Consider the following 23,900-nt stretch of genomic DNA (forward strand, 5'->3'; position numbering starts at 1 on the left):
TACAAAAAGATGTCAGTATTTTTGCTTTTTTAATTGTTTTATTACAGATTACATTTGGTTTAGTAATGCAACATAACTATGGTATAAATGAAGCTTTTTTATTAAAAGCTATTAGTCAAATTTTAATTACAATAATATTATGGTACTGGCTAACTAAACATCTAAAAACTAAAACTATTATTTCGTAATTAGTTAACACATCAAAGGTTGGAAGAAACAAAGAAAAATATTGTTATTGTGGGCTATCCAAAAAGTGGTACTACTTGGATGTCTAAATTAGTTGCTGAACTTTTGGTATGTCCATTAAAAGGAAATTGGGGATTTAAAATAGACAACGACCCAATAGAAGAAGGTCAAGATAGAATATCTGCTTATGACTGTTATAAATCACATCATACTTATGAAGAGATTTTTAGCGTTGACAAAAAAAGTATTGATAAAATTATATATATAATAAGAGACCCTAGAGATGTTGTTATTTCCGGTCTATATTTCTTTAAATTTCTTAAAAAATCTTCTATAATTGATAAACTCTCACCTAAAGCTTTTAAAAAAAAGCAAATGATTAAAGCAGTGCTATCTGGTAATGAAAAAGTAAATCAATGGTGTAAATTCTCTTGGAAAAATCACTATAATGGTTATCTCAATAAAGACATACTTTTTGTAAAATATGAAGATTTATTACAAAATCCTAAGTTTGAGTGCCAGCAAATTTTAAAATTTCTCAATATTGAGAAAACCGATAAGTTTATTCTAAATGCTATTGACAAACAATCTTTTAAAAATGCTAAACAAACAAATAATCTAAGAAAAGGAGAGGCAGGATATTGGAAACATCAGCTTTCAAATTCAGAAAATCAATTATTTATTGAACATCTAAGTAATTCTTTAGATTACTTTGGATATGAAATCATAAATTAAACACTAGTGTTAATGAATTTCATTAATCAACATTTAAGAAGAAAAAAAAGTATCAACTTTTATAGAGCTTTAATAAAAGAGAAAAGTTTATGTTTTGATATTGGCGCAAACATAGGAGACAAAAGTTCAATTTTATTAAACTTACAACACCATGTAATCGGATTTGAACCTCAAAAAAATTGCTACTATTCTCTGTTAAAAATTCAAAAAAAGCATCCTAATTTTAAAATTAAAAAAATAGCTATTGGAGCTGAAAACACTGAGTTAGATTTATTTATTGGTAGTCATATTGAAATTGCTACACTATCTCATAAGTTCAAATCCTACTTTACCACAGACAATATATATTGGAATCAAAAAGAACGTGTTAAAGTTGTAACTTTAAATTCTCAAATTGAAATGTATGGAATACCAGATTTTTGTAAGATTGATGCCGAAGGTTATGAATATGAAATCTTAAAAAATTTAAGTTATAAAATTTCTATTATTGAGTTTGAATTTACTGGCGGTTTTATTGAAGAAACATTACAGTGTATATCTAAATTTGATGATTTAGGAGATTACACTTTTAATTATATGCTAAATGAAAAACCTAAATTAGAATTAAAGAACTGGATTTCAGCAAAAGAAATGTCCACAGAAATTAAAGCTATGGACATAGGAAACCTACACGGTAATATTTTTGCAAAACTAAAATAAAAGTGAATAACAAAATAATCATATTCAACCCAAAAAGTGCTAATACCAAGCATCGTATACCAAATTCTATTCTTCAAGTTGGTGCTTCAATTCATGGTAAATACGATTACGTTTTTGTAGATGGCAATGTTGAAAACGATCCGTTAAAAATAATTCTCAATTACTTTAATACAGGAGAGTTCAAATATTTTTGTTCAACCGTTATGCCTGGACCACAGTTAAAACAGGCGATTCCTTTTACAAAAAAAATAAAAGAATTATATCCTGAAAGCATTACGATTTGGGGAGGTTATTTTGCCTCAAACCAATATAAAGTTTGCATGGATTCTGGCTACGTAGATTATATAGTAAATGGTCCTGGAGATAATACATTTCCGCAATTACTAGATGTGTTAGAAGGGAAAAATGATCAAAAAAAAATACTTATTCGCAATCTTATATATAAGGATGAGAACGACAATATCATACAAACTGTAAAAGAAGCCTTGTTAGATCAAGATTCATTACCACAATATCCATATACCTATTTCAATACGTTCTATCCCTTAGAAAGCTATCTCGCAAAAACATTTATGGGAAAAAGGACCTTAGCTTACCATTCTAGTATGGGTTGTCCATTTTCATGTTCATTTTGCGCTGTTGTTCCTATATATAATGCTAAGTGGAAAGCTAAATCTGCAGAAAACATATATAAAGATGTTCAATATTTTAAAGAGAAGTACAATATTGATGCCTTAGAATTTCATGATAATAATTTTTTCACCTCAAAGAAGCGCGTCCTAGAATTCTCTAAACTTGTTATTAACGATAATATAGAATGGTGGGGCGAAGGCCGAATTGACACCATTAACAAATACTCTGATGAAGACCTACAACTCATGCGAAAAGCTGGTTGTAGAATGATGTTTTTAGGTGCAGAAACAGGAAACGATGACGTTCTAAAACAAATGAATAAAGGCGGAACACAAAGCGGCCAAATGATCAAGGATTTTGTATTGCGAATGAAAAAAGCAGACATCATCCCTGAACTCTCTTTTGTACTTGGCCTACCAGCAAAAGATGAGAAAACAGTATATGAGCAAATTTTATGGGATATTAATTTTATAAAAGAGATAAAAACAATCAATCCAGATACTGAAATTATAATTTATTTATACAGTCCTGTACCTACTGAAGGTTCTGAACTGTATCAGCAAATTTTAGATGCAGGCTTTTCATTTCCTAAAACCTTAGAAGAATGGATTAATCCAAGTTGGGAAAAATTCGATTTACGTAAAAATCCTTTAACGCCATGGTTAAAACCCTATATGATAGATAAAATTCAAAATTTTGAAACTGTATTAAATGGGTACTATCCAACCGTTTCAGATTTTAGAATAAAGGGATATAAGAAACAAATTTTAAAATTAATTTCTGGTTATAGATACAAGCAAGGTATTTATAAACTACCTTATGAAATTAAGGTTTTACATAAAATCTGGAAATATAGACAACCCGAAATAGAAGGATTTTATTCAGAATAATGAGAAAACTAATAAAGCGACTATTAGATCCTTTTCTAAAATTAGGAGCAAAAAAAGCATTTTCAAAACCTAGACCATTTAAATATGATGGTATTGAGGTCATGGTAATGCCAGAGGTGTTTCCTCCGCATTATACATTAAGTACAAAGATTCTATTACAATACTTAAAATCATTAGAATTAGAAAACAAAACGGTTTTAGAATTGGGCTGTGGTTCCGGAATTATTTCATTATTTGCAGCGTCAAAAAAAGCTATTGTTACAGCTTCAGACATTAACAACATTGCTCTTACAGCACTAAAGCAAGCTACGGTTAAAAACAATTTAGATGTTGAGATCATTAATTCAGACCTATTTCAAAACCTTACATCTCAAGGTTTCGACTATGTTATAATTAATCCACCATATTATCCTAAAAACCCAACAAATATCAAAGAAAATGCTTGGTTCTGTGGAGAAGACTTTGAATATTTTCGTAACCTGTTTACACAACTAAAAAATAGGTCAGATGATTGTATTCTTATGATTTTATCGCAAGATTGTAACATTTCTAAAATTACTGACATTGCAAGCAAACAAGGTTTTAAATTAGAAATTGAGTTAGAAAGAACTATGTTCACAGAACGTAATTATATATATAAGGTATCATCAAAAAACTAAAACGAATACTAAGCATTATATAAGTCTCTAAATTTCAACATAAAAAAACCTTCATCAAGGTTTGGTAAATCAATAGTTTATCGTAAATTTGCAAACTCTTTTTTAAAGAGGAATGTTTAATCTTTTTGCGCTGTGAAGCGTAAATATAAATCAAATTAGTGTGGATACATTAAGCTACAAAACAGTTTCAGCTAACAAAGCTACCGTTAATAAGGAGTGGGTTTTAGTTGATGCTGAAGGACAAACTTTAGGTCGCTTAGCTTCAAGAGTAGCAATACTTTTAAGAGGTAAGCACAAGCCTAATTTTACGCCACACGTTGATTGCGGTGATAACGTAATTGTTATTAATGCGGAAAAAATCAACTTAACTGGTAACAAATGGACGGAAAAAAGTTATATCCGTCACACAGGTTATCCAGGTGGACAAAGAAGTTTGACAGCTACTGAATTATTTGGGAAAGACCCAAGTAGATTAGTAGAGAAGTCAGTAAAAGGAATGTTACCTAAGAACAAATTAGGTGCAACTCTTTTTAGAAATTTAACAGTTGTTACTGGTACAGAGCATGCTCACGAGGCGCAAAAACCAAAAACAATGACATTAAACGAAATTAACTAATGGAAGTAATTCACAAAATTGGCCGTAGAAAGACGGCTGTTGCTCGTGTGTACCTTGCCCAAGGAAGTGGCAAAATCACGGTGAACAAAAAAGACATGGCGGATTATTTTAGTACTGCAACATTGCAATACAAAGTAAACCAACCTTTAGCCTTGACTAACAATGATGGCAACTTTGATATTACTGTTAACGTATATGGAGGTGGTATCACCGGCCAGGCAGAAGCAATACGTTTAGGATTAAGTCGCGCTATGTGCGAACTAGATCCTGAAAACAGACTAGTATTAAAGCCAGAAGGTCTATTAACGAGAGACCCAAGAATGGTAGAGCGTAAGAAATTCGGACAGAAGAAAGCGCGTAAGAAATTCCAATTCTCGAAACGTTAATATCCAAACAACACTTAATTCAGAACTTGTTTTTACGAGTTCTGAATTATTTTATTTTATTAGAACGATTCTAAGTCAATTTAGAATCAAACAGTTTAGCATCTAAATGAAGCCAACGGCAAAAGCCAAATGGAACATTGCTAATTTAACAGAACGTAAACTATTACAAAATGGAAAAAGTAGAAGTAAAAGAATTACTTGAAGCAGGTGTACACTTCGGTCACCTTACACGTAAGTGGAACCCAAACATGGCTCCTTACATCTATATGGAGCGTAACGGTATCCATATTATCAACCTTTACAAAACAGCAGCAAAAATTGAAGAAACTTCTGAAGCGTTAGCTAAAATAGCAGCATCAGGAAAGAAAATCTTATTCGTTGCTACAAAAAAACAAGCTAAAGACATCGTTGCTGAGAAAGCAGGTGCTGTAAACCAACCATACATTACTGAGCGTTGGCCAGGTGGAATGTTAACAAACTTTGTTACTATTAGAAAAGCTGTAAAGAAAATGGCTGCTATTGATAGAATGAAGAAAGATGGTACATTCAACTCTTTATCTAAAAAAGAACGTTTACAAGTAGATCGTTTACGTGCAAAATTAGAAAAGAACTTAGGTTCTATTTCTGATATGACACGTTTACCAGGTGCTATTTTCGTTGTAGATATCATGCGTGAGCATATTGCAATTAAAGAAGCTCAAAAATTAAATATCCCAATTTTTGCGATGGTAGATACAAACTCTGATCCTCGTGAAGTAGATTATTTAATTCCTGCAAATGATGATGCTTCTAAATCTGTAGATAAAATTTTATCTATTGTAACATCTGCAATCGCTGATGGCTTAAACGAAAGAAAAGCTGAACGTGCAGAAAAAGATGCAAAATCTCAAAAAACTGAAACAAAAGCAGAAGCTAAAAAGGAAGCTAAGCCAGCAGCAGAAAAAGCTGAAAAAGCTCCGGTAGCATCTCAAGAAGAAGAATAAATAACATTTATACAATATTAAAAGTCATTTGGTTCTTTTCAATTTGAAAATTAATTAAATGACTTTTTTAAATTCAAAAACTATGGAAAATACTGTAAAAGTTACAGCAGCAGAAGTAAACAAGCTTAGACAAGCAACTGGTGCTGGTATGATGGATTGTAAAAAAGCTTTAGTTGAAGCTGGTGGTGATTTTGATAAAGCCATTGAAGTATTACGTAAAAAAGGGCAAAAAGTTGCAGAAAAAAGAGCTGACAGAGATTCTTCTGAAGGTGCTGCTATTGCAAAAATAAACGCAGACAACACTTCTGGTGTAGCTATCGTTTTAGGATGTGAAACTGATTTTGTTGGTAAAAACGAAAACTTTGTAGCATTAGCTAACCAATTAGCAGAGATTGCTTTAAATCATGACTCTAAAGAAGCATTTTTAGCTGCTGATTTTGGAGGAATGACTGTTGCTGAAAAATTAATTGAGCAAACAGGTGTTATTGGTGAAAAATTAGACATTACTTCTTTTGAGAAATTAGAAGCTCCGTACGTAGGACAATATGTTCACATTAACAAAATTGCAGCTTTAGTAGGTTTATCTTCAAAAGTAGACAATGTTGAAACTTTAGTAAAAGACGTAGCAATGCAAGTAGCTTCAATGGGAGCAACAACCTTATCTTACAAAGATTTTGAGCCTGCATTTATCGCATCAGAAACTGAAGCGCGTATCGCAGTTATTGAAAAAGATAATATTGAATTAGGACGTTTAGGTAAAACTTTAAAGAATGTACCAAGTTACATTTCTATGGCTCAATTAACGCCAGAGGTTATCGCTGAAGCAGAAGAGGCTGCAAAAGCTGAATTAAAAGCTGAAGGGAAACCAGAGCAAATTTGGGACAGAATTTTACCAGGTAAAATGGAGCGTTTCATTTCTGATAACACAACTTTAGATCAAGAAAAGTGTTTATTAGATCAAAAGTTTATCAAAGACGAAAAGCAAACTGTTGCTGATTACGTAAAATCTTATGGTGACGTTGCTGTTACTGGTTTTAAACGTGCAACTGTTGGATAATTAATAAGATTCAAATCCTATTATACTAAAAAATGCTTCTCAGAATTGAGAAGCATTTTTTTTGCATTTTTTTCACTTTTACAGAAGCTAATAATTACGTAGCTTTGCCCAACCTTTAAATCATACAATGAAATATAAAAGAATACTTCTAAAATTATCTGGTGAAGCCTTAATGGGAAATCGTCAGTATGGTATTGATCCAGAACGTTTATCAGAATACGCTAAAGACATTAAAGAAATTACAGACTTAGGAGTAGAAGTTGCCATTGTTATTGGTGGTGGTAATATTTTTAGAGGTGTTGCAGGAGCTATGAATGGTATGGACCGCGTACAAGGTGATCATATGGGCATGTTAGCCACTGTTATTAATGGATTGGCATTGCAAAACGCCTTAGAAGATGCAGATGTAAAAACACGTTTACAAACAGCAATTAAAATTAACGAAGTAGCAGAACCTTTTATAAGAAGAAAAGCAATGAGTCATCTTAGAAAAGGACGCGTTGTAATTTTTGGAGGTGGTACAGGAAATCCTTATTTTACTACAGATTCCGCAGCTGTTTTACGAGCTATTGAAATTGAAGCTGATGTAATTTTAAAAGGAACACGCGTAGATGGAATTTATACAGCAGACCCTGAAAAAGATACTAATGCTGTTAAGTTTGACAATATTTCATTTAAAGATGTATTGAGTAAAGGTCTTAAAGTAATGGATACGACAGCATTTACATTAAGCCAAGAAAATAACTTACCTATTATTGTATTTGATATGAATAAAAAAGGAAACTTATTAAAAGTAGTTTCTGGTGAAAACATTGGTACCAAAGTCAACTAACAACTTTTGGCTTAGATTTTGATAATCTTAAATTAAATTTTTAACATTATGAACGAAGACATTAAATTTATAATAGATACTGCTAAAGAAGCTATGGATGCTGCAATTAAGCACTTAGAAAAGCAATTTGTAAACATCAGAGCTGGGAAAGCGAGTCCTGCAATGTTAGGTAGTGTTATGGTAGATTATTATGGTTCTCAAACGCCTTTAAGCCAAGTGGCTAATGTAAATACACCAGATGGTAGAACGATTACAGTACAGCCATGGGAAAAATCAATGCTTCAAGAAATTGAACGCGGTATTATGGTTGCAAACTTAGGATTTAATCCTATGAATAATGGTGATACAATTATTATTAATGTACCACCTTTAACTGAGGAACGTAGAAGAGATTTGGCGAAACAAGCGAAAGCAGAAGCTGAAGATGCAAAAATCGGTATTAGAAACGCGCGTAAAGAAGCAAATCATGATATTAAGGATTCTGATGAATCTGAAGATCTTCAAAAAAATGCTGAAATTGACATCCAGAAACTAACTGATACTTACGTTAAAAAAATAGATGAGACGTTAGAAGTTAAGGAAAAAGAGATTATGACCGTTTAACCGCGAAATTTCTTAATCAAAAATCCTTAAATTTATTTAGGGCTATTTTTATTCAACTCAATTAAAAATTTCAAATGTTAAAACATCTACTTCTAGTTTTTATTTTAACGTTTTCCCTATTAAGTTTTGCTCAACAGCCTCAGTCCTTAGATAAAGATTCTACCATAACCGCTAGAGATTCCATAAAAAAAATAGAATTTCTAAAAAATATTGGTAATGGTTTTCTTCCATTCAATCACTTCAATATTGATTTAAGATATCTTATAAAGTTTAATCAATATGAAGGTTTTAGAACAGGCTTAGGTGGTATAACAAATGATCGTTTTTCTGACCGTTATCGCTTAGATGGCTATCTCGTTTATGGTTTTAGGGACAAATCTTTAAAATATAAAGTTGGTGGTGGATTTAGAGTAAATAAAGCCTCTAACACTTGGGTAAATCTTTCTTATATAGATGATTTACAAGAAACGGGAAGTTCAAAGTTTCTTACAGATAAGCGGTTCTTTACATTTTTTGAACCACGTTTATTAAACATTGATTTATTTCATAGGCATATAACCAAATCAATTGCTATTCAACATAAAGTATCTAAAAATTTATTATCTGAAACGCAGTTCGCAATTTCCAAAATAACACCAACTTATAATTACACCTACATTCTCGATGATACTAATTATAAAACTTACGATTTAAGCACTGTAAAAATGAGCTTACAATGGAGTCCATTCAGCCATTACACTGTAGAGAATGATATGGTTAAAGAGACAAAGGATGGCTATCCAAAATTTACCCTTCAGTTAACCCAAGGATTTAAGTCCGTATTTGGTAGCGATTTTAATTTTGCTAAACTAGACTTTAGGACCATCCACCAGCTCGTACATAAAAACGAAGCCATAAGTAAAGTAACCTTAGTAGCAGGAATCGCTGGAGGCGACACGCCTTTAACACATTTATATCACGCTTACCCAAATAATATAAATAAAGAAACTGTTATGAGGCGATTTTCTGTAGCTGGTTTAAATAGTTTTGAAACCATGTACTTCAATGAATTTTTCAGTGATAAATTCTCTACGCTACAACTAAAGCATTACTTCAAACCATTTAAAATAAGTGAACGTTTTAAGCCTCAATTAGTATTAATTTCTAGATATGCAGTAGGTGCAATGAATAGTAAAAGCAGACACCAAAGCATTGAGTTTAATACTTTAGAAAAAATCTATTCTGAGTCTGGCCTTGAAATCAACAAATTATTTTTTGGTTTTGGCTTAAGTTTCGCCTACAGATATGGTGGTTATCACTTGCCAAAATTTGAGGATAATCTAGCTTTTAAGTTCACGTTTAATATTTCATTATAATCTAATTAAATACCTTTCAATTCTTTAGGTTTTTTCTACCTTTGCTCCTTATTTTATTTTTGCATGTTTAAACTTTTAACCACAGGCTTTTGGGAAGCTATTGCGAGGCTAATTCTACGTAATAAAATCTTTATACTTATAGCTATAATACTTACCACTGTGTTTTTCAGTATGCAATGGAAGCACATGCGTTTTACCTTTACTGAAGCTAATCTACTACCAGACGATCATGAGGTAAATCTTATTTATAATGATTTTTTAGAAGTCTTTGGAGAAGAAGGAAATCTAATTGTCCTGGGAGTTAAAGATTCTACGGTGTTTTCTGTTAAAGAATTTAATGCATGGAACAACCTTGCTGGTTCGTTTAAAGATTATGAAGAAGTTGAATCTGTTCTATCCATAAAAGATCTTCAAAAACTAGTAAAGAATAACGAAAAAAAGCAATTTGACTTAGAACCGTTTATTAAAGATTCTATACACAGTCTTAAAGAAATAGATGTTCTTCAAGACGAGTTGTTTAAAAAATACCCATTTTACGATAATTTTTTGTTCAATGCAGAATCCAAAACGATAAGAACGGCCATTTATTTAAAAAAGGATATTGTTAATACATCTGCTCGAAAAGATTTCGTAATTGATGATTTTTTACCAAAAATTGCGGCTTTTGAAGAAGAAACAGGATTAGACGTACGTGTTTCGGGAATGCCATATATAAGAACATTAAATGCGCAGAACATTGTAGATGAAATTCCAATTTTTATTGGTGCTGCCTTATTTGTTACCTCACTAATATTCTTTTTATTCTTTAGATCATTTAGAGCGACCTTTATTTCACTTATTGTTGTTTGTTTTGGTGTGATGTGGACTTTTGGAATTCTTGGTTTATTAGGTTATGAAATAACCGTACTTACCGCTTTAATTCCACCATTAATAATTGTAATTGGTATACCTAACTGTATTTTCTTAATTAATAAATATCAGCATGAAGTAAAATCGCATGGTAATAAAGTAAAATCATTACAACGTGTAATTACTAAAGTAGGTAATGCAACATTAATGACAAATATTACTACAGCTTCTGGTTTTGCTACTTTTATTCTTACTGAAAGTAAATTGCTAAAAGAGTTTGGTATCGTAGCTTCGCTAAGTATTGTCGCTATTTTCATTCTTTGCTTACTTATCATTCCTATTCTATATACGTTTTTACCTTACCCTAAAGCACGTCATTTAGAACATCTAAATAAACGCTGGATTGGTGCCTTTGTAAATTGGATGGTAAGCATGGTAAAAGACCGAAAAATTACCATTTATGCTACCGGATTAATTTTAATCATAGGAAGTATAATTGGTATTTACCAAATTAAAATATCAGGAAGTCTTATTGAAGACATGCCACAAGACACGGAATTCTTTAGAGATATTAGATTTTTTGAATCTGAATTTGATGGCATTATGCCATTAGAAATAATGATTGATACTAAGCGTAAAAAAGGAGTTATGAAATTATCTACCTTAAAGCGCATGGAACAATTAGAAGAAGTAATTGATGAAATTCCAGAATTATCACGACCTATTTCCGTAGTAAGTTTAGTTAAATATAGTAAGCAGGCATATTATAATGGGAATCCAAAATATTATCAATTACCAACAAGTCAAGAAAATAGTTTCATCTTATCTTATGCTAAAAACTCAACTTCAGATGTAGATTTACTCACTAGTTTTGTAGATAGCACAGGTCAGTATGCACGTATTACCACATTTATGAAAGACATTGGTACGGCAAAAATGGAACGCATACAAGAAGACCTTCAAACAAAAATAGATAAGGTTTTTCCAAGTGAACGCTACGAGGTAATAATGACTGGTAAAGCTTTGGTTTTTCAGAAAGGAACGAAGTATTTGGTTAAAAATTTAATCATTTCCTTAACCTTAGCCATTGTATTAATTGCCTTATTTATGGCTTACCTTTTCCGTTCGTTTAGAATGATAATTGTGTCACTAATTCCAAACTTATTGCCACTTTTAGTTACGGCAGGATTAATGGGGTATGTTGGTGTACCAATTAAACCTTCAACCATATTAGTATTTAGTATTGCATTTGGTATTTCTGTAGATGACACTATTCACTTTTTGGCAAAATACAGACAAGAATTACAAGCCAATAACTGGAAAATTAGAAAATCCGTTTATGCAGCACTTAGAGAAACTGGCGTGAGTATGATATATACATCTATTGTGCTATTCTTTGGTTTTTCGGTATTTACCATTTCAAGTTTTGGTGGTACAGTGGCATTAGGTGCTTTAGTATCTATAACGTTACTTTTCGCGATGTTATCTAACCTACTATTATTACCTTCGCTGTTGCTATCTTTAGAACGTAATATTGCAAACAAAGAAGTCTTAAGAAAGCCTTCAATAAATATTATACCTTCGGAAGATGAAGCTGAAGATAATCCAGAACAAAACGATTAACACTTCTAAATAGATTTTAAAATTTATTTGGTATCATATATATTAGCATTCAAAATAATTAAAAAATGACTTCAAAAACTGTAGCAGAATTATTGTCACAAGATGGAACGTTACAAGACGTTTCTATAAAAGGTTGGGTAAGAACTTTTAGAGCAAACCGATTTATTGCTTTAAACGATGGATCAACCATAAATAATATTCAATGTGTTGTTGATTTTGAAAATTTTGACGAATCCTTATTAAAGCGTATCACAACAGGTGCAGCTATACATGTTACTGGAGAATTGGTAGAAAGCCAAGGTAAAGGGCAATCGGTTGAAATTGTTGTAAAAACATTAGATGTGTTAGGAGATTCTGACCCAGAAACCTACCCTATTCAACCTAAAAAACACTCTTTTGAATTCTTAAGAGAAAACGCTCATCTACGTACTAGAACTAATACATTTAGCGCTGTAATGCGTTTGCGTTCTTCGTTATCATTTGCAGTACACAAGTATTTTAATGAGAATGGCTTTAACTACATGCATACACCTATTGTTACTGGTAGTGATGCTGAAGGTGCTGGAGAAATGTTTAAAGTAACAGCTTTAGATGCTAAAAATCCACCACTAAATGAGGATGGAACTGTAAATTATAAAGAAGATTTCTTCGGAAAAGAAACGAACTTAACTGTTTCTGGTCAACTTGAAGCTGAAACGTACGCGATGTCTTTAGGTAAAGTTTACACCTTTGGACCAACATTTAGAGCAGAAAATTCTAATACAACACGTCATTTAGCAGAATTCTGGATGATTGAACCAGAGGTTGCTTTTATGGATTTAGCCGGAAATATGGATTTGGCTGAAGATTTTATGAAATCTGTTTTAAGTTACGTATTAGAACACAACAAAGAAGATTTAGAATTCTTAGATAATCGTTTACAAAAAGAGGAAGAGAAATTACCTCAAGCACAACGTAGCGATATGAGCTTAATTGAAAAAATTAAGTTTGTTGTAGACAACAACTTTAAGCGTGTAAGTTATACGGAAGCGATTGACATTCTAAGAAATTGTAAGCCCAACAAGAAGAAGAAATTCAATTATTTAATAAATGAATGGGGAGCAGATTTACAATCTGAGCACGAACGTTTCTTAGTAGAAAAACACTTTAAATGTCCTGTGATTTTATTTGATTATCCAGCAAACATTAAAGCATTTTACATGCGTTTAAACGAGCCAGACGCAGAAGGAAGAGAAACTGTAAGAGCTATGGATATATTATTCCCAGGAATAGGCGAAATGGTAGGTGGTTCTCAGCGTGAAGAACGTTTAGACGTTTTAAAAGAAAAAATGAAAGCTTTAGATATTGATGAGAAGGAGTTATGGTGGTATTTAGACTTACGTAAATACGGAACCGCAGTACACTCTGGTTTTGGTTTAGGCTTTGAGCGTTTGGTAATGTTCACAACCGGAATGGGCAACATTAGAGATGTCATTCCTTATCCAAGAACACCTCAAAATGCAGAATTTTAATTGTAAAAATTTACCTGATAGGTTATAGAAACCCATCAGGTTTTTTTTATTACATTTATAATCAACAGAAATTATATGTCTTTAAAGCAGTTTTTATCATTTAAACTTTCACAGAAGCTCTCACCACAACAGATTCAACTTATGAAGTTGATTCAGTTGCCTACGCAAGCGTTTGAGCAACGGTTAAAGCAAGAGCTAGAAGAAAATCCTGCGTTAGATACTGGTAAAGAATCAGAAGCATCACAAGATAATTTAGACGAATTTGATAATTCAGACGACACTTATGATGATAATGAAACTATTGAAGCCGACGATATAAATATTGATGAGTATCTAAGCGACGACGAGATACCAGAATATAGAACACAAGCCAATAATTATAGCGCTGATGATGAAGAGAAATCTGTGCCCTACGCAGCCGGAACTTCGTTTACACAGCATTTAATAAATCAATTAAATACATTTCGTTTATCTGAACAAGAAGAAGAAATTGCTTATTTCTTAGTTGGTAGTGTTGATGAAAGTGGTTATATACGTCGTTCATTATCTGACATTACGGATGATTTAGCTTTTACTCAAAATGTATATACAACTGAAGAAGACGTTGAGAAGGTTCTAAAAATTGTACATCAATTAGATCCTGCAGGCGTTGGTGCACGTAACTTGCAAGAATGTTTAAGTATTCAGTTGCATAGAAAAGAACAACATCCAGATGTTGAAATGGCCATTGCAATTATTGATAAAGCGTTTGAGCAGTTTACTAAGAAGCATTATAAAAAGTTGCTACAAAAATTCAATATTGATGAAGAGCAGCTTAAAGACGCGATTGAGCAAATAGAACACTTAAATCCTAAACCAGGAGGTTCTTATGCAGGTAATAATAAAATTGTTCAGCATATTGTACCAGATTTTGCTATTAAAATTGTTAATGGGGAATTAGAGTTGACTCTTAATGGTAGAAATGCTCCAGAATTACATGTGTCTAGGGAATACAATAACATGCTTAAGGGTTACAAAGAAACCAAGCAGAAATCTAAGTCTCAAAAAGATGCGGTAATGTTTATAAAGCAGAAATTAGATGCAGCAAAATGGTTTATAGAAGCAGTTAGGCAACGTCAGCAGACTTTATTTATTACAATGAGTTCTATTATGCATTATCAAAAAGAATACTTCTTAACTGGAGATGAGCGTAATTTACGTCCTATGATTTTAAAGGATATTGCAGACGAAATTGAAATGGATGTTTCCACTATATCTCGCGTAGCTAACAGTAAATATGTAGATACGCCTTATGGTACTAAACTGATTAAAGAATTCTTCTCTGAATCAATGACAAACGATCAAGGAGAAGAGGTCTCAACTAGAGAAATTAAAAAAATACTTGAAACGGTTATTGAAGAAGAAAGTAAAAAGAAACCACTAACAGATGAAGCCCTTTCTAAAATCTTAAAAGAAAAAGGTTACCCTATTGCAAGACGTACAGTAGCAAAATACAGAGAACAATTAGATATACCTGTAGCTCGTTTAAGAAAGGAACTTTAATAATTTTAATGAAAAATTTTATTTTAAAAGGAATATCGTTTGTTTTTCATCCTTTAATAATGCCTTTACTAGGTGTGTTATTTTATTTTTCAAAAACACGCAGATACATTCCAGATCCTGTAAAGAATGCTAAGATATTTTCTATAATTATCCTTACCGTTATATTACCGATCTTGTTATTCTTCTTATTAAAAACAATAAATAAAGTAGATTCAATTTATTTAAAAAGTACAAGAGAACGATTAATTCCCTTGTTTATTAATTGTATCATCATCGTTTTAATTTTAATTAGAGTTTTACCTCCTAGTGAAATAATAGAATTGTTTTATTTCTTTTTAGGTATTTTTTGCTCAACATTAATCTGCTTCTTAATGGCTGTTTTTAAAATAAAGGCCAGTATACATATGATTGCTGCTGCAGGTTTTTTTATGTTTGCCATTAACATTGGTGTATACTATCATATAAATATAAATGGTACAATTGCCCTGATGATGATTATTTTAGGTGCTATTGCTACATCACGTCTGCACTTGAAAGCACACACAAACCAAGAGTTAATCTTAGGGCTATTTACAGGGTTTACACCACAATTAATACTTTTGAATTATTGGTTATAAAATGTAGAACATGAGACCTATTTTAAAGGATTTCATATTTACATTATCCGTTTCTAATTTCGCACTAGAATCAAAAATTGAATTGAGTCCGTAGTACATGTGAAAATTCCAAGTACTATAACCTGCACTTAAAGTTAAGCCGTACTGTAATGAATTAAAGCTATCTAAATTTGATAATTTTACATTGGTAATTTCGCTCGTGAATTTTGTTGAATTATAGACCATATAACCTACTTTAAAGCCCGTGTAGATTCGCCAAAAGTTATAATCTTCTGCAGTAGAGCTCCTCCATCTCAATTCAAATGGAACTTCGATTAAATAGGTTGCAAATTTATTTTTAGTAACATTGTAATCATCTTCATCTATAATACTAAACTCGGTAGCATTATTTATTTCTTCAATTAATAAATCTTTGAGATTGTACGAATTAGCAGAAACACCTAAGCCTAATCCAATAGCTACATTTCTACGCTTATTAATAGGCATATCTCTTATAAACCCAAAATGAAAACCAGACGAAAACCCACTTTGCTTCACGCCTGATGGTTTTTCATTTATTAAATTATAGGTTATTGACGTATAGAATTGGTCTTCTCGGTATTTATTATCAATACCTGAACTTCCATCATTAACTTGCGAAAAGCCATAAAAACCTATAGAAATAATAATCAGAAACAAAATACCTTTCATGTTGATAAAACTACGAAATCTTTCATTTCTATTGAACAAAAAAACGTCCTGATTGCTCAGGACGTTTTAATTATAAAATTAAGAATTTATTAATCCTCTGTTTTTGTATTTGCGATATACATTACTTTTAATGCGTTTTCCTTACGCAATTCTTGCTTAATATCAGACACTAAACCAGCATTGGTTTCTTTATCTACTTTTAAACCAATTACAACTTTACTTTGTAAGTCTTCATTTAGTTCGTAAATAGCTTGTCTTACAGATGGCCCTACATCAGACACACCAATAAAAGCATCATTAAACTGTATTCTAGGTTCTGTACCAAACTGCTTATATTGCTCACTTGGTTTTCCGCCATATATAAATACCGTTCTATCCTTTTTTAATTTCTCAACCTGATCTGCGCTAGGCAAATTGTTTTCAATCATTAAAGAACTATCACGCATTACAGTTGCTACCATAAAAAAGAAAAGCAACATAAATACAATATCTGGAAGTGAAGCCGTTGAAATCGCTGGCAATTCACCTTTATCTTTATTTCTAAATTTAGACATATTTGTTTCTTTTAATTTTTATCTGGTTCTGCTTCAGACAATTTCATCGGGATTAATTTCTTAACAGCGTCAATACGCTCATTAAGTACCTCATCCTTATTAAATTGATTCTTCTCTTTCTCCTCTAACATTGCAGTAAACACTTTATCTGCATTAGGATAGTACTTTCTGTATAGTCTTTCAGCTTCACGCTCTCTTAAGATATTGTAAGCTGCAACTAATTCATTTTGTACGTCCATGTACTGTTCGTATGGAGTCTCTCTATCATGCTTCATTGAGATAATTGCCTTATCCGGATGGTCAGACGAATCACTAAGTCTTTCACCTTTACAATAAGTACAAGATTCTCCTGCTGCATTTGTACCTCCACCATTATCTAAGAAATCAATTGCTGCCTGTCTTAAATCCTTCATTTCCATTATTTCGTCTTCGACTAATAATCGACCATCACGACCTATTTGTACAGTAAACAAATTCTTTTGCTTAATAATTGGTGGCTCTACTACAGAGTCATCAATGGGTGGCAAACTTCTTAATAATCCTTTGTCTTTCTCAATTGTTGTTGTAACTAAGAAAAATATAAGTAATAAGAAGGCAATGTCAGCCATTGATCCTGCATTCACTTCGGGTGCTGCTCTTTTTGCCATGTTATATTATTTACTAATTACTTTTTTAACTCCTGATCCAATCATAGCAATTGCTGCAACTGCTAACAATATATAGAAAGCAACAATACCAGCACCTACCATTGTAGATTCATTTGGTGTTGCAATTGTATCTCCGTTTTTATACTCTATTGGTAAATCACTACCAGATACAGCATAAGAAATAACTAACACTGCAACAAATGCACCAACACCAATTAAAGTGTTTTTAAGACCAGATGTGTTTGTAAATAAATTTTTTAATACAAAAACCAATACAAATGCAATAGTAATTCCTAATGTAATATAACCTATCCAAGCCATCGGCTCAAAGAGACCATCCTCTCCGCCCGTTTTAATGGCTTCGTCACCAGCTGAGATAATTCTAACCAGAGAAATAATTCCGATTAAACTTAAAACAGCAGCTACTATTTTAAATATTTTGTGCATAATTAATTTTTATTTTTTGTGTCTTACTAATAAATCCATCAATGTGATAGATGCGTCTTCCATATCATTTACAATGCTATCTATTTTAGCAATGATGTAATTATAAAAGATTTGAAGTATAATAGCCACAATAAGACCAAATACAGTTGTTAAAAGTGCTACTTTAATACCACCTGCTACCAAAGAAGGTTGCATATCACCAGCTGCCTCAATTTTATCAAAGGCTTGAATCATACCAATTACCGTACCCATGAAACCAAGCATTGGTGCTAAGGCGATAAATAATGAAATCCAAGATACATTCTTCTCTAATTGGCCCATTTGAACACCACCATAAGCTACAACAGCTTTTTCAGCAGCATCAATGTCTTCATCTGCTCTATCTAAACCTTGATAGAATATAGAAGCAACAGGTCCTTTTGTATTTCTACAAACTTCCTTTGCAGCTTCGATACCACCAGAGTTAAGTGCATCTTCTACATTTTGAGTTAATTTTTTTGTATTTGTTGTTGAAAGGTTTAAAAAGATAATTCTCTCAATAGCAATCGCTAATCCAAGAATTAAACATAGTAGTACAATACCCATAAAGCCTGGACCACCTTCTATAAAACGCTTTTTTAATTCTTGGTGAAACGTCAAATCTTCAGAAGCTGGTTCTGCTTGAGTTACACTTGTTACAGTTGCTGTTGCACTTGCAAATGCTGTTGTTGCATTGGCATTAACAGTTCCGATGGCCATTAAACATGTAATGGCAAGGATAGAAAATAATCTTTTCATTGTTCTGAATCTTAATTTTATTAGTTAAAGTGTTAAAGATAAAAAAAAATATGTAATTATTACATAAAATATCAGCAGAGAGGAAGGGATTCGAACCCTCGATACCCTTTTGGAGTATACACACTTTCCAGGCGTGCGCCTTCGACCACTCGGCCACCTCTCTGTAAATTTAATTTTAAATTACATACCGCCAAATAACGAAAAAAACTTCAAACCCTAAAATTAAATCCGTTATTTTTAGGAGATTTCTCCTCTAAGGGATCTTTCAAAATAAAATTGAAAATCTTTGCCTGATATTTTTACTCCTAAAAGATACATCATTTTAGCAATTGCGGCTTCCGTAGTCATGTCATTTCCAGAGATTACACCTATAGATTTCATTTGTGAACTTGTTTCATATTGTCCCATATTCACACTTCCTCTTACACATTGCGTAACGTTGACAACATACAACCCTTTATCTATAGCCGTTTTTAATAAATCTAAAAACCAAGATTCTGTTGTTGCATTCCCAGAACCGTAAGTTTCAATAATAAGCCCTTTTATTAATTTACTTCTAAGTATAGCTTCGCAAATTGGTCTTGATATTCCTGGAAATAATTTTAACACACCTATATCAGAATCCATTGTGGTTCTTAGTATGAGTTCTGCATTTGCTTTTGGCTTCCATAATGCATCAGTATTTACTTTTAAATGCACTCCAGATTCTGCTAGAAAAGGATAATTTAAAGACTCAAAGGCTTCAAAATGTTCTGCACTAAGCTTTGTTGTTCTATTACCTCGGTACAATTTGTATTCAAAATACAAACCAACTTCTCTAATTACAGGTTCTCCATCTTTTTGCAATGAAGCCATTTGAATGGATGTTATTAGATTTTCTTTAGCATCTGTTCTTAGATCACCAATTGGTAATTGCGATCCTGTTAGTATTACAGGTTTTGAAAGATTCTCAAGCATAAAGCTAAGCGCAGAAGCTGTATAACTCATAGTATCACTACCATGCAAAACGACAAAACCATCAAATTTCATGTAGTTATCTGCTATAATTGTAGCTATATCTGCCCAGTATTTTGGATTCATATTAGATGAATCAATTGGCTCATCAAAAGATATCGTTTCTATTGAACAATCTAACAATCTCAGTTCAGGTATTTTAACTAATAAACTTGTAAAATCAAATGCTTTCAAAGCGCCAGAAGTTGCATCTTTAACCATGCCTATGGTACCTCCTGTATAAATCAGTAATATGTTTGGTTGTGTGTTCATTTATACTCCGAATATTGCTTTTGAATTTTCAGTTGTTATTCTTGCAATCTCTGCTCCGCTCATTCCATAAAGTTCTGATAATTTTTCTAAAACCTTATATACATATGAACTCTCATTACGTTTTCCTCTAAACGGTTTGGGTGCTAAATATGGAGCGTCTGTTTCTAAAACGATATGTTTTAAATCTATTTGATTAATAAATTGATCAATCTTACCATTCTTAAAAGTTACTACGCCACCAATTCCTAATTTCATATTATATGATAATGCTTTATGAGCCTGTTCTAAATTACCCGTAAAACAATGAAATATTCCAAATAAATCATCTGATTTTTCTTGCTCTAAGACCTCAAAAATCTCATCGAATGCTTCTCTACAATGAATTACTATAGGTAACTTATATTGCTTTGCCAATTGTATTTGATATCTAAAAGCATCAATTTGAATATCTAAAGTAGATTTATCCCAATATAAATCAATACCAATTTCGCCAATAGCATAAAATTTTCTATTTAATAACTGTTGTTCAACATGTAATAACTCAGACTTATAATTTTCTTTTACTGACGTAGGATGCAAACCCATCATTAAAAATACATTTTCAGAAAAATCCTTTTCTAATTGAAGCATAGATTTTGTATAACTAGAGTCTATTGCAGGTATAAAAAACCGTGTTATACCCAAATCTATTGCTCGCTGAATCATTTCTGATCTGTCGTCGTCAAAGGCATCGCTATATAAATGTGTATGTGTATCTGTAATTATCATTTTGCAAAAATAGGTATACCAAATTAAACTTACATTCTTCAAAATAGATATTATATTTACAAAAATTGAAAAATGGATTCACTAAAGGACTTCCTGAAATTAAAAGGTTATTCTAAAATTAAATTAAAATTTACCAAAACAAACCATTTCGAGATTAAAGCAACTATTAATGGTGTAAAAGGTCAATTTATTTTGGATACTGGAGCTTCAAATAGTTGTGTTGGATTTGAAGCCATTGAGCGATTTAACTTAAAAGTTAAAGATTCGGAGATTAAAGCTGTTGGTGCAGGCGCCTCGGATATGCTAACGCAAATTTCTACATCAAATTCTATAAAAGTTGGTAAATGGAAAAAGAACAGAGTAGCATTAATCCTATTTAATTTATCTCATGTAAATAACGGTTTAATTAATCATAATGCAGAACCTGTTGACGGTATTATAGGAGCAGATATTCTAAAAAAAGGTAATGCGATTATTGATTATGAGAAAAAATACCTGTATTTAAAATTGTAATAAATGCCGCATATTCTTTTTTCTTAGTACCTTTAATTAGAATTAATAGCAGCATGAACCCTCACATAATTATAGCAGATGACCATCCGCTTGTACTCAAAGGTCTAAAAGATTTTTTAATCGAAAAAAATTTTAACCTTTTGGCTAGTGCAAAAAACGGAAAAGAAGCTTTAACCTTAATAAGAGCTCATCTACCTGATATCGCAATTTTAGATATTAAAATGCCCTTCTTAACGGGTTTACAAATTGCGAAAAAATGCAAAGATGAAAATCTTAAAACCAAAATCATTTTAATGACCTTTGAAAAGGATGAAAAAATATATAACGAAGCAAAAGCTTTAAAAATATATGGCTACGTCTTAAAGGAATTTGCATTAGATGAAATTGAAAATTGTATTTCATCAGTTATTGAGGACAAACCCTATTTTAGTCCAGAACTATTATCGTACATTGAGTTTAATGAGGTTCCTGAAAAAATAAAATCATTAACTGGCGCTGAAATAAAAATTCTTAGACTTGTTGGCGAGAACAAAACGGCTACAGAAATAGCAAAAGAGCTCTTTATTTCGTCTAGAACAGTAGAAAAACATAAAAGTCACATTAGAACAAAACTCTCATTAGACTCAAAATCAGCAAGTTTATATTTATTTGCTAAAGAAAATTCTAAATTTCTTTAAATATACGTAGTTCTACGTATAGCATTGTATTGTTAAATTTATGACCTTTACCACAGTGATACGATTGGCAACAATTAAAATCATTGTTATTAATTAAGGGTTAATAACGAGCTATTAGTTAGTTCTTAGGGGATTATTAAAGCCTCGAACGACTGTTCGAGGCTTTTTCATTTAAAAAATTTAAAATATACGTAGTTCTACGTATAGCATTGTATTACAATTATTTGCAACTTTACATCAGCTATTAATTAACACCCTAAATACAATATTTTAAGGCTTGAGTTTAGCAAAAAATTCAGAGCTTTTCTAATCAAAAAAAATGATATTATGGAAGTAACAAAAAATGAAACATCGAAACGAGATAGATTATTTATTGCATTATTAATAATTAGTTCTATTATCGTCATATCAGCAAATGTTGCTGTAAATTTCTTTAGTTAATTTTAGTTAGTTAGTTAGTTAGTTGTTCTGTTGTTAGTTAAGAACAAAAAAAAGCGCAATTCGATAAGAATTGCGCTTTTTATATTTATTCTTTTAAAAATTTACATTTCTAAAGCTTTCTTAACATCGTTATCCATTAGTAATTCCTCAGGATTTTCTAATGCTTCTTTTACAGCTACCAAGAATCCTACCGATTCTTTTCCATCTATTATTCTATGGTCATAAGAAAGTGCAACGTACATCATAGGATGAATTTCTACTTTACCATCTACCGCAATTGGTCTCTGAATAATGTTATGCATTCCTAAAATTCCACTTTGAGGAGGATTAATAATAGGTGTAGATAACATACTTCCAAAAACACCACCATTTGTAATAGTGAATGTTCCACCTGTCATTTCATCTACAGTTATTTGACCATCTCTTGCTCTTAATGCTAAACGCTTTACTTCAGACTCAACACCTCTAAAAGATAGATTTTCTGCATTTCTAATCACAGGAACCATTAATCCTTTTGGGCCAGAGACTGCAATACTGATATCAACAAAATCATAAGATAACATTTCCTTGCCATCTATCATAGAATTTACAGCAGGATACATTTTTAAAGCTCTAACTACGGCTAATGAGAAAAAACTCATAAACCCAAGGCTTACACCATGTTTTGCTTTAAAATCTTCTTTATAAATTTTACGTAACTCAAAAATTGGTGTCATATTAACCTCATTAAATGTGGTTAACATCGCTGTTGTATTTTTAGCTTCTACCAAACGCTCTGCAACTTTACGTCTTAGCATTGACATTTTACTTCTTGAAGTTCCTCTATTTCCTCCTGTTGGAGTTCCCATAGAAGGTACAGCCTTAACAGCATCATCTTTGGTAATTCTGCCATCTTTACCAGTACCAGAAAGTGCACTTGCGTCAATTCCTTTCTCTGCTAAAACTTTCTTTGCCGCAGGACTCGCAGTACCTGTAGCATAAGTTTTAGATTCAGCGGCTGGTTGAGATACTTCTTTTTTAGGAGCTTCCTCTTTTTTAGTTTCTTTTACTGGTGCTTCTCCACCTTCTGGTTTTGCAGCACTCGTATCAATTAAACATACTACAGCTCCTACAACAACTGCATCACCTTCCTCATATCTATTGCCATCTTTATCAGTAAGCGTAATTATACCACTTTCTTCTGCTGGCAGCTCTAAAGTTGCTTTATCACTATCTACTTCCGCAATTGCTTGGTCTTTTTCTACATAATCGCCATCTTCTACTAACCATTCTGCAATTTCTACCTCAGTAATCGATTCGCCTGGTGAAGGCACTTTCATTTCTAAAATCATGCTTTGTTGTTTT

At 32.0% G+C, this 23,900-nt stretch carries 26 protein-coding genes and 1 tRNA gene; 18 read left to right on the plus strand and 9 right to left on the minus strand.

The window, feature by feature from the left end; genetic code table 11:
- From ACJBCC_RS02385 to ACJBCC_RS02460, 16 genes are all read left to right on the plus strand, one after another.
- A partial coding sequence (locus ACJBCC_RS02385; protein WP_407556302.1) for a hypothetical protein occupies window positions 1-188 on the plus strand: 188 nt, incomplete at its 5' end.
- 19 nt (window positions 189-207) lie between these two features.
- On the plus strand, window positions 208-921 hold the full coding sequence (locus ACJBCC_RS02390) for a sulfotransferase domain-containing protein (protein ID WP_299098578.1): 714 nt from the start codon (window positions 208-210) through the stop codon (window positions 919-921).
- Window positions 922-933: 12 nt separating this feature from the next.
- Entirely contained in the window at window positions 934-1,620 is a 687-nt protein-coding gene (locus ACJBCC_RS02395; protein WP_407556303.1) for an FkbM family methyltransferase, read from the plus strand.
- A 2-nt stretch (window positions 1,621-1,622) separates the two neighbouring features.
- Window positions 1,623-3,143: a B12-binding domain-containing radical SAM protein gene (locus tag ACJBCC_RS02400; protein ID WP_407556304.1), complete on the plus strand. Its 1,521-nt coding sequence runs from the start codon at window positions 1,623-1,625 to the stop codon at window positions 3,141-3,143.
- Window positions 3,143-3,802: a methyltransferase gene (locus ACJBCC_RS02405; protein WP_407556305.1), complete on the plus strand. Its 660-nt coding sequence runs from the start codon at window positions 3,143-3,145 to the stop codon at window positions 3,800-3,802. The genes ACJBCC_RS02400 and ACJBCC_RS02405 overlap by 1 nt, the downstream gene beginning before the upstream one ends.
- Window positions 3,803-3,962: 160 nt before the next feature.
- A complete protein-coding gene (gene rplM / locus ACJBCC_RS02410) occupies window positions 3,963-4,418 on the plus strand; it encodes a 50S ribosomal protein L13 (protein WP_407556306.1) in 456 nt (151 codons plus the stop codon).
- A complete protein-coding gene (gene rpsI, locus ACJBCC_RS02415) occupies window positions 4,418-4,804 on the plus strand; it encodes a 30S ribosomal protein S9 (RefSeq protein WP_299098573.1) in 387 nt (128 codons plus the stop codon). The genes rplM and rpsI overlap by 1 nt, the downstream gene beginning before the upstream one ends.
- 170 nt (window positions 4,805-4,974) lie before the next feature.
- Complete coding sequence (gene rpsB / locus ACJBCC_RS02420; protein WP_299098571.1) at window positions 4,975-5,787, plus strand: 30S ribosomal protein S2; 813 nt, start codon at window positions 4,975-4,977, stop codon at window positions 5,785-5,787.
- Between the two features lie 82 nt (window positions 5,788-5,869).
- Window positions 5,870-6,844 carry a translation elongation factor Ts gene (gene tsf / locus ACJBCC_RS02425; RefSeq protein WP_299098570.1) on the plus strand — a complete coding sequence of 325 codons (975 nt, stop codon included), beginning with the start codon at window positions 5,870-5,872 and terminating at the stop codon, window positions 6,842-6,844.
- 127 nt (window positions 6,845-6,971) lie between these two features.
- Window positions 6,972-7,676 (plus strand): UMP kinase, encoded by a 705-nt coding sequence (gene pyrH, locus ACJBCC_RS02430; RefSeq protein WP_299098568.1) that lies wholly within the window; start codon window positions 6,972-6,974, stop codon window positions 7,674-7,676.
- A gap of 48 nt (window positions 7,677-7,724) precedes the next feature.
- The gene (gene frr, locus ACJBCC_RS02435; protein WP_299098567.1) at window positions 7,725-8,279 is read left to right on the plus strand and encodes a ribosome recycling factor; all 555 of its coding nucleotides are present in this window, start codon (window positions 7,725-7,727) and stop codon (window positions 8,277-8,279) included.
- 74 nt (window positions 8,280-8,353) lie between these two features.
- The gene (locus ACJBCC_RS02440) at window positions 8,354-9,634 is read left to right on the plus strand and encodes a DUF5686 family protein (protein ID WP_299098566.1); all 1,281 of its coding nucleotides are present in this window, start codon (window positions 8,354-8,356) and stop codon (window positions 9,632-9,634) included.
- Window positions 9,635-9,697: 63 nt separating this feature from the next.
- On the plus strand, window positions 9,698-12,106 hold the full coding sequence (locus ACJBCC_RS02445) for an efflux RND transporter permease subunit (RefSeq protein WP_407556307.1): 2,409 nt from the start codon (window positions 9,698-9,700) through the stop codon (window positions 12,104-12,106).
- Between the two features lie 65 nt (window positions 12,107-12,171).
- Window positions 12,172-13,617: an asparagine--tRNA ligase gene (gene asnS, locus ACJBCC_RS02450; RefSeq protein ID WP_407556308.1), complete on the plus strand. Its 1,446-nt coding sequence runs from the start codon at window positions 12,172-12,174 to the stop codon at window positions 13,615-13,617.
- Between the two features lie 75 nt (window positions 13,618-13,692).
- Window positions 13,693-15,159, plus strand: a complete 1,467-nt coding sequence (rpoN, locus tag ACJBCC_RS02455; protein ID WP_407556309.1) for an RNA polymerase factor sigma-54 — start codon at window positions 13,693-13,695, stop codon at window positions 15,157-15,159.
- 8 nt (window positions 15,160-15,167) lie between these two features.
- Window positions 15,168-15,776, plus strand: coding sequence for a hypothetical protein (locus tag ACJBCC_RS02460; RefSeq protein WP_299098562.1), 609 nt, complete (start codon window positions 15,168-15,170; stop codon window positions 15,774-15,776).
- On the opposite strand, the gene ACJBCC_RS02465 is transcribed toward ACJBCC_RS02460, so the two are convergent.
- From ACJBCC_RS02465 to ACJBCC_RS02500, 8 genes are all read right to left on the minus strand, one after another.
- The gene (locus tag ACJBCC_RS02465; RefSeq protein WP_299098561.1) at window positions 15,771-16,466 is read right to left on the minus strand and encodes a porin family protein; all 696 of its coding nucleotides are present in this window, start codon (window positions 16,464-16,466) and stop codon (window positions 15,771-15,773) included. The two genes, ACJBCC_RS02460 and ACJBCC_RS02465, sit on opposite strands and share 6 nt — an antisense overlap.
- 89 nt (window positions 16,467-16,555) lie before the next feature.
- Entirely contained in the window at window positions 16,556-17,020 is a 465-nt protein-coding gene (locus ACJBCC_RS02470) for a biopolymer transporter ExbD (protein WP_299098560.1), read from the minus strand.
- 11 nt (window positions 17,021-17,031) lie between these two features.
- Complete coding sequence (locus tag ACJBCC_RS02475) at window positions 17,032-17,667, minus strand: biopolymer transporter ExbD (RefSeq protein ID WP_299098559.1); 636 nt, start codon at window positions 17,665-17,667, stop codon at window positions 17,032-17,034.
- Window positions 17,668-17,673: 6 nt separating this feature from the next.
- On the minus strand, window positions 17,674-18,114 hold the full coding sequence (locus tag ACJBCC_RS02480) for a hypothetical protein (protein WP_299098558.1): 441 nt from the start codon (window positions 18,112-18,114) through the stop codon (window positions 17,674-17,676).
- 9 nt (window positions 18,115-18,123) lie between these two features.
- Window positions 18,124-18,891, minus strand: a complete 768-nt coding sequence (locus ACJBCC_RS02485; RefSeq protein WP_299098557.1) for a MotA/TolQ/ExbB proton channel family protein — start codon at window positions 18,889-18,891, stop codon at window positions 18,124-18,126.
- A gap of 75 nt (window positions 18,892-18,966) precedes the next feature.
- Window positions 18,967-19,054 (minus strand) — tRNA-Ser (locus tag ACJBCC_RS02490).
- A 74-nt stretch (window positions 19,055-19,128) separates the two neighbouring features.
- Window positions 19,129-20,157 carry an asparaginase gene (locus tag ACJBCC_RS02495; RefSeq protein WP_299098556.1) on the minus strand — a complete coding sequence of 343 codons (1,029 nt, stop codon included), beginning with the start codon at window positions 20,155-20,157 and terminating at the stop codon, window positions 19,129-19,131.
- Window positions 20,158-20,925, minus strand: a complete 768-nt coding sequence (locus tag ACJBCC_RS02500) for a TatD family hydrolase (RefSeq protein WP_299098555.1) — start codon at window positions 20,923-20,925, stop codon at window positions 20,158-20,160.
- 72 nt (window positions 20,926-20,997) lie between these two features.
- Here ACJBCC_RS02500 and ACJBCC_RS02505 point away from each other — a divergent pair, with 72 nt between their 5' ends.
- Complete coding sequence (locus tag ACJBCC_RS02505) at window positions 20,998-21,438, plus strand: retropepsin-like aspartic protease (protein WP_299098554.1); 441 nt, start codon at window positions 20,998-21,000, stop codon at window positions 21,436-21,438.
- A gap of 53 nt (window positions 21,439-21,491) precedes the next feature.
- Complete coding sequence (locus ACJBCC_RS02510) at window positions 21,492-22,115, plus strand: response regulator transcription factor (protein WP_299098553.1); 624 nt, start codon at window positions 21,492-21,494, stop codon at window positions 22,113-22,115.
- Between the two features lie 542 nt (window positions 22,116-22,657).
- On the opposite strand, the gene odhB is transcribed toward ACJBCC_RS02510, so the two are convergent.
- Window positions 22,658-23,887, minus strand: a complete 1,230-nt coding sequence (gene odhB / locus ACJBCC_RS02515) for a 2-oxoglutarate dehydrogenase complex dihydrolipoyllysine-residue succinyltransferase (protein WP_299098552.1) — start codon at window positions 23,885-23,887, stop codon at window positions 22,658-22,660.
- Window positions 23,888-23,900 lie beyond the last annotated feature (13 nt).

Origin of the sequence: Winogradskyella sp. 4-2091, assembly GCF_045765065.1 — a bacterium.
Classification (GTDB): Bacteria; Bacteroidota; Bacteroidia; order Flavobacteriales; family Flavobacteriaceae; genus Winogradskyella.

Excerpts from the sequence above, each read along its gene's own strand:
- ACJBCC_RS02445 (WP_407556307.1), top strand. The coding sequence starts at position 9,698 with ATGTTTAAACTTTTAACCACAGGCTTTTGGGAAGCTATTGCGAGGCTA.
- ACJBCC_RS02470 (WP_299098560.1), bottom strand. The coding sequence starts at position 17,020 with ATGTCTAAATTTAGAAATAAAGATAAAGGTGAATTGCCAGCGATTTCA.
- ACJBCC_RS02440 (WP_299098566.1), top strand. The coding sequence starts at position 8,354 with ATGTTAAAACATCTACTTCTAGTTTTTATTTTAACGTTTTCCCTATTA.
- ACJBCC_RS02495 (WP_299098556.1), bottom strand. The coding sequence starts at position 20,157 with ATGAACACACAACCAAACATATTACTGATTTATACAGGAGGTACCATA.
- pyrH (WP_299098568.1), top strand. The coding sequence starts at position 6,972 with ATGAAATATAAAAGAATACTTCTAAAATTATCTGGTGAAGCCTTAATG.
- rpsB (WP_299098571.1), top strand. The coding sequence starts at position 4,975 with ATGGAAAAAGTAGAAGTAAAAGAATTACTTGAAGCAGGTGTACACTTC.
- ACJBCC_RS02395 (WP_407556303.1), top strand. The coding sequence starts at position 934 with ATGAATTTCATTAATCAACATTTAAGAAGAAAAAAAAGTATCAACTTT.
- ACJBCC_RS02480 (WP_299098558.1), bottom strand. The coding sequence starts at position 18,114 with ATGCACAAAATATTTAAAATAGTAGCTGCTGTTTTAAGTTTAATCGGA.
- rpoN (WP_407556309.1), top strand. The coding sequence starts at position 13,693 with ATGTCTTTAAAGCAGTTTTTATCATTTAAACTTTCACAGAAGCTCTCA.
- frr (WP_299098567.1), top strand. The coding sequence starts at position 7,725 with ATGAACGAAGACATTAAATTTATAATAGATACTGCTAAAGAAGCTATG.
- asnS (WP_407556308.1), top strand. The coding sequence starts at position 12,172 with ATGACTTCAAAAACTGTAGCAGAATTATTGTCACAAGATGGAACGTTA.
- ACJBCC_RS02465 (WP_299098561.1), bottom strand. The coding sequence starts at position 16,466 with ATGAAAGGTATTTTGTTTCTGATTATTATTTCTATAGGTTTTTATGGC.
- ACJBCC_RS02485 (WP_299098557.1), bottom strand. The coding sequence starts at position 18,891 with ATGAAAAGATTATTTTCTATCCTTGCCATTACATGTTTAATGGCCATC.
- ACJBCC_RS02500 (WP_299098555.1), bottom strand. The coding sequence starts at position 20,925 with ATGATAATTACAGATACACATACACATTTATATAGCGATGCCTTTGAC.
- tsf (WP_299098570.1), top strand. The coding sequence starts at position 5,870 with ATGGAAAATACTGTAAAAGTTACAGCAGCAGAAGTAAACAAGCTTAGA.
- ACJBCC_RS02510 (WP_299098553.1), top strand. The coding sequence starts at position 21,492 with ATGAACCCTCACATAATTATAGCAGATGACCATCCGCTTGTACTCAAA.
- ACJBCC_RS02475 (WP_299098559.1), bottom strand. The coding sequence starts at position 17,667 with ATGGCAAAAAGAGCAGCACCCGAAGTGAATGCAGGATCAATGGCTGAC.
- ACJBCC_RS02405 (WP_407556305.1), top strand. The coding sequence starts at position 3,143 with ATGAGAAAACTAATAAAGCGACTATTAGATCCTTTTCTAAAATTAGGA.
- ACJBCC_RS02460 (WP_299098562.1), top strand. The coding sequence starts at position 15,168 with ATGAAAAATTTTATTTTAAAAGGAATATCGTTTGTTTTTCATCCTTTA.
- ACJBCC_RS02505 (WP_299098554.1), top strand. The coding sequence starts at position 20,998 with ATGGATTCACTAAAGGACTTCCTGAAATTAAAAGGTTATTCTAAAATT.
- rpsI (WP_299098573.1), top strand. The coding sequence starts at position 4,418 with ATGGAAGTAATTCACAAAATTGGCCGTAGAAAGACGGCTGTTGCTCGT.
- odhB (WP_299098552.1), bottom strand. The coding sequence starts at position 23,887 with ATGATTTTAGAAATGAAAGTGCCTTCACCAGGCGAATCGATTACTGAG.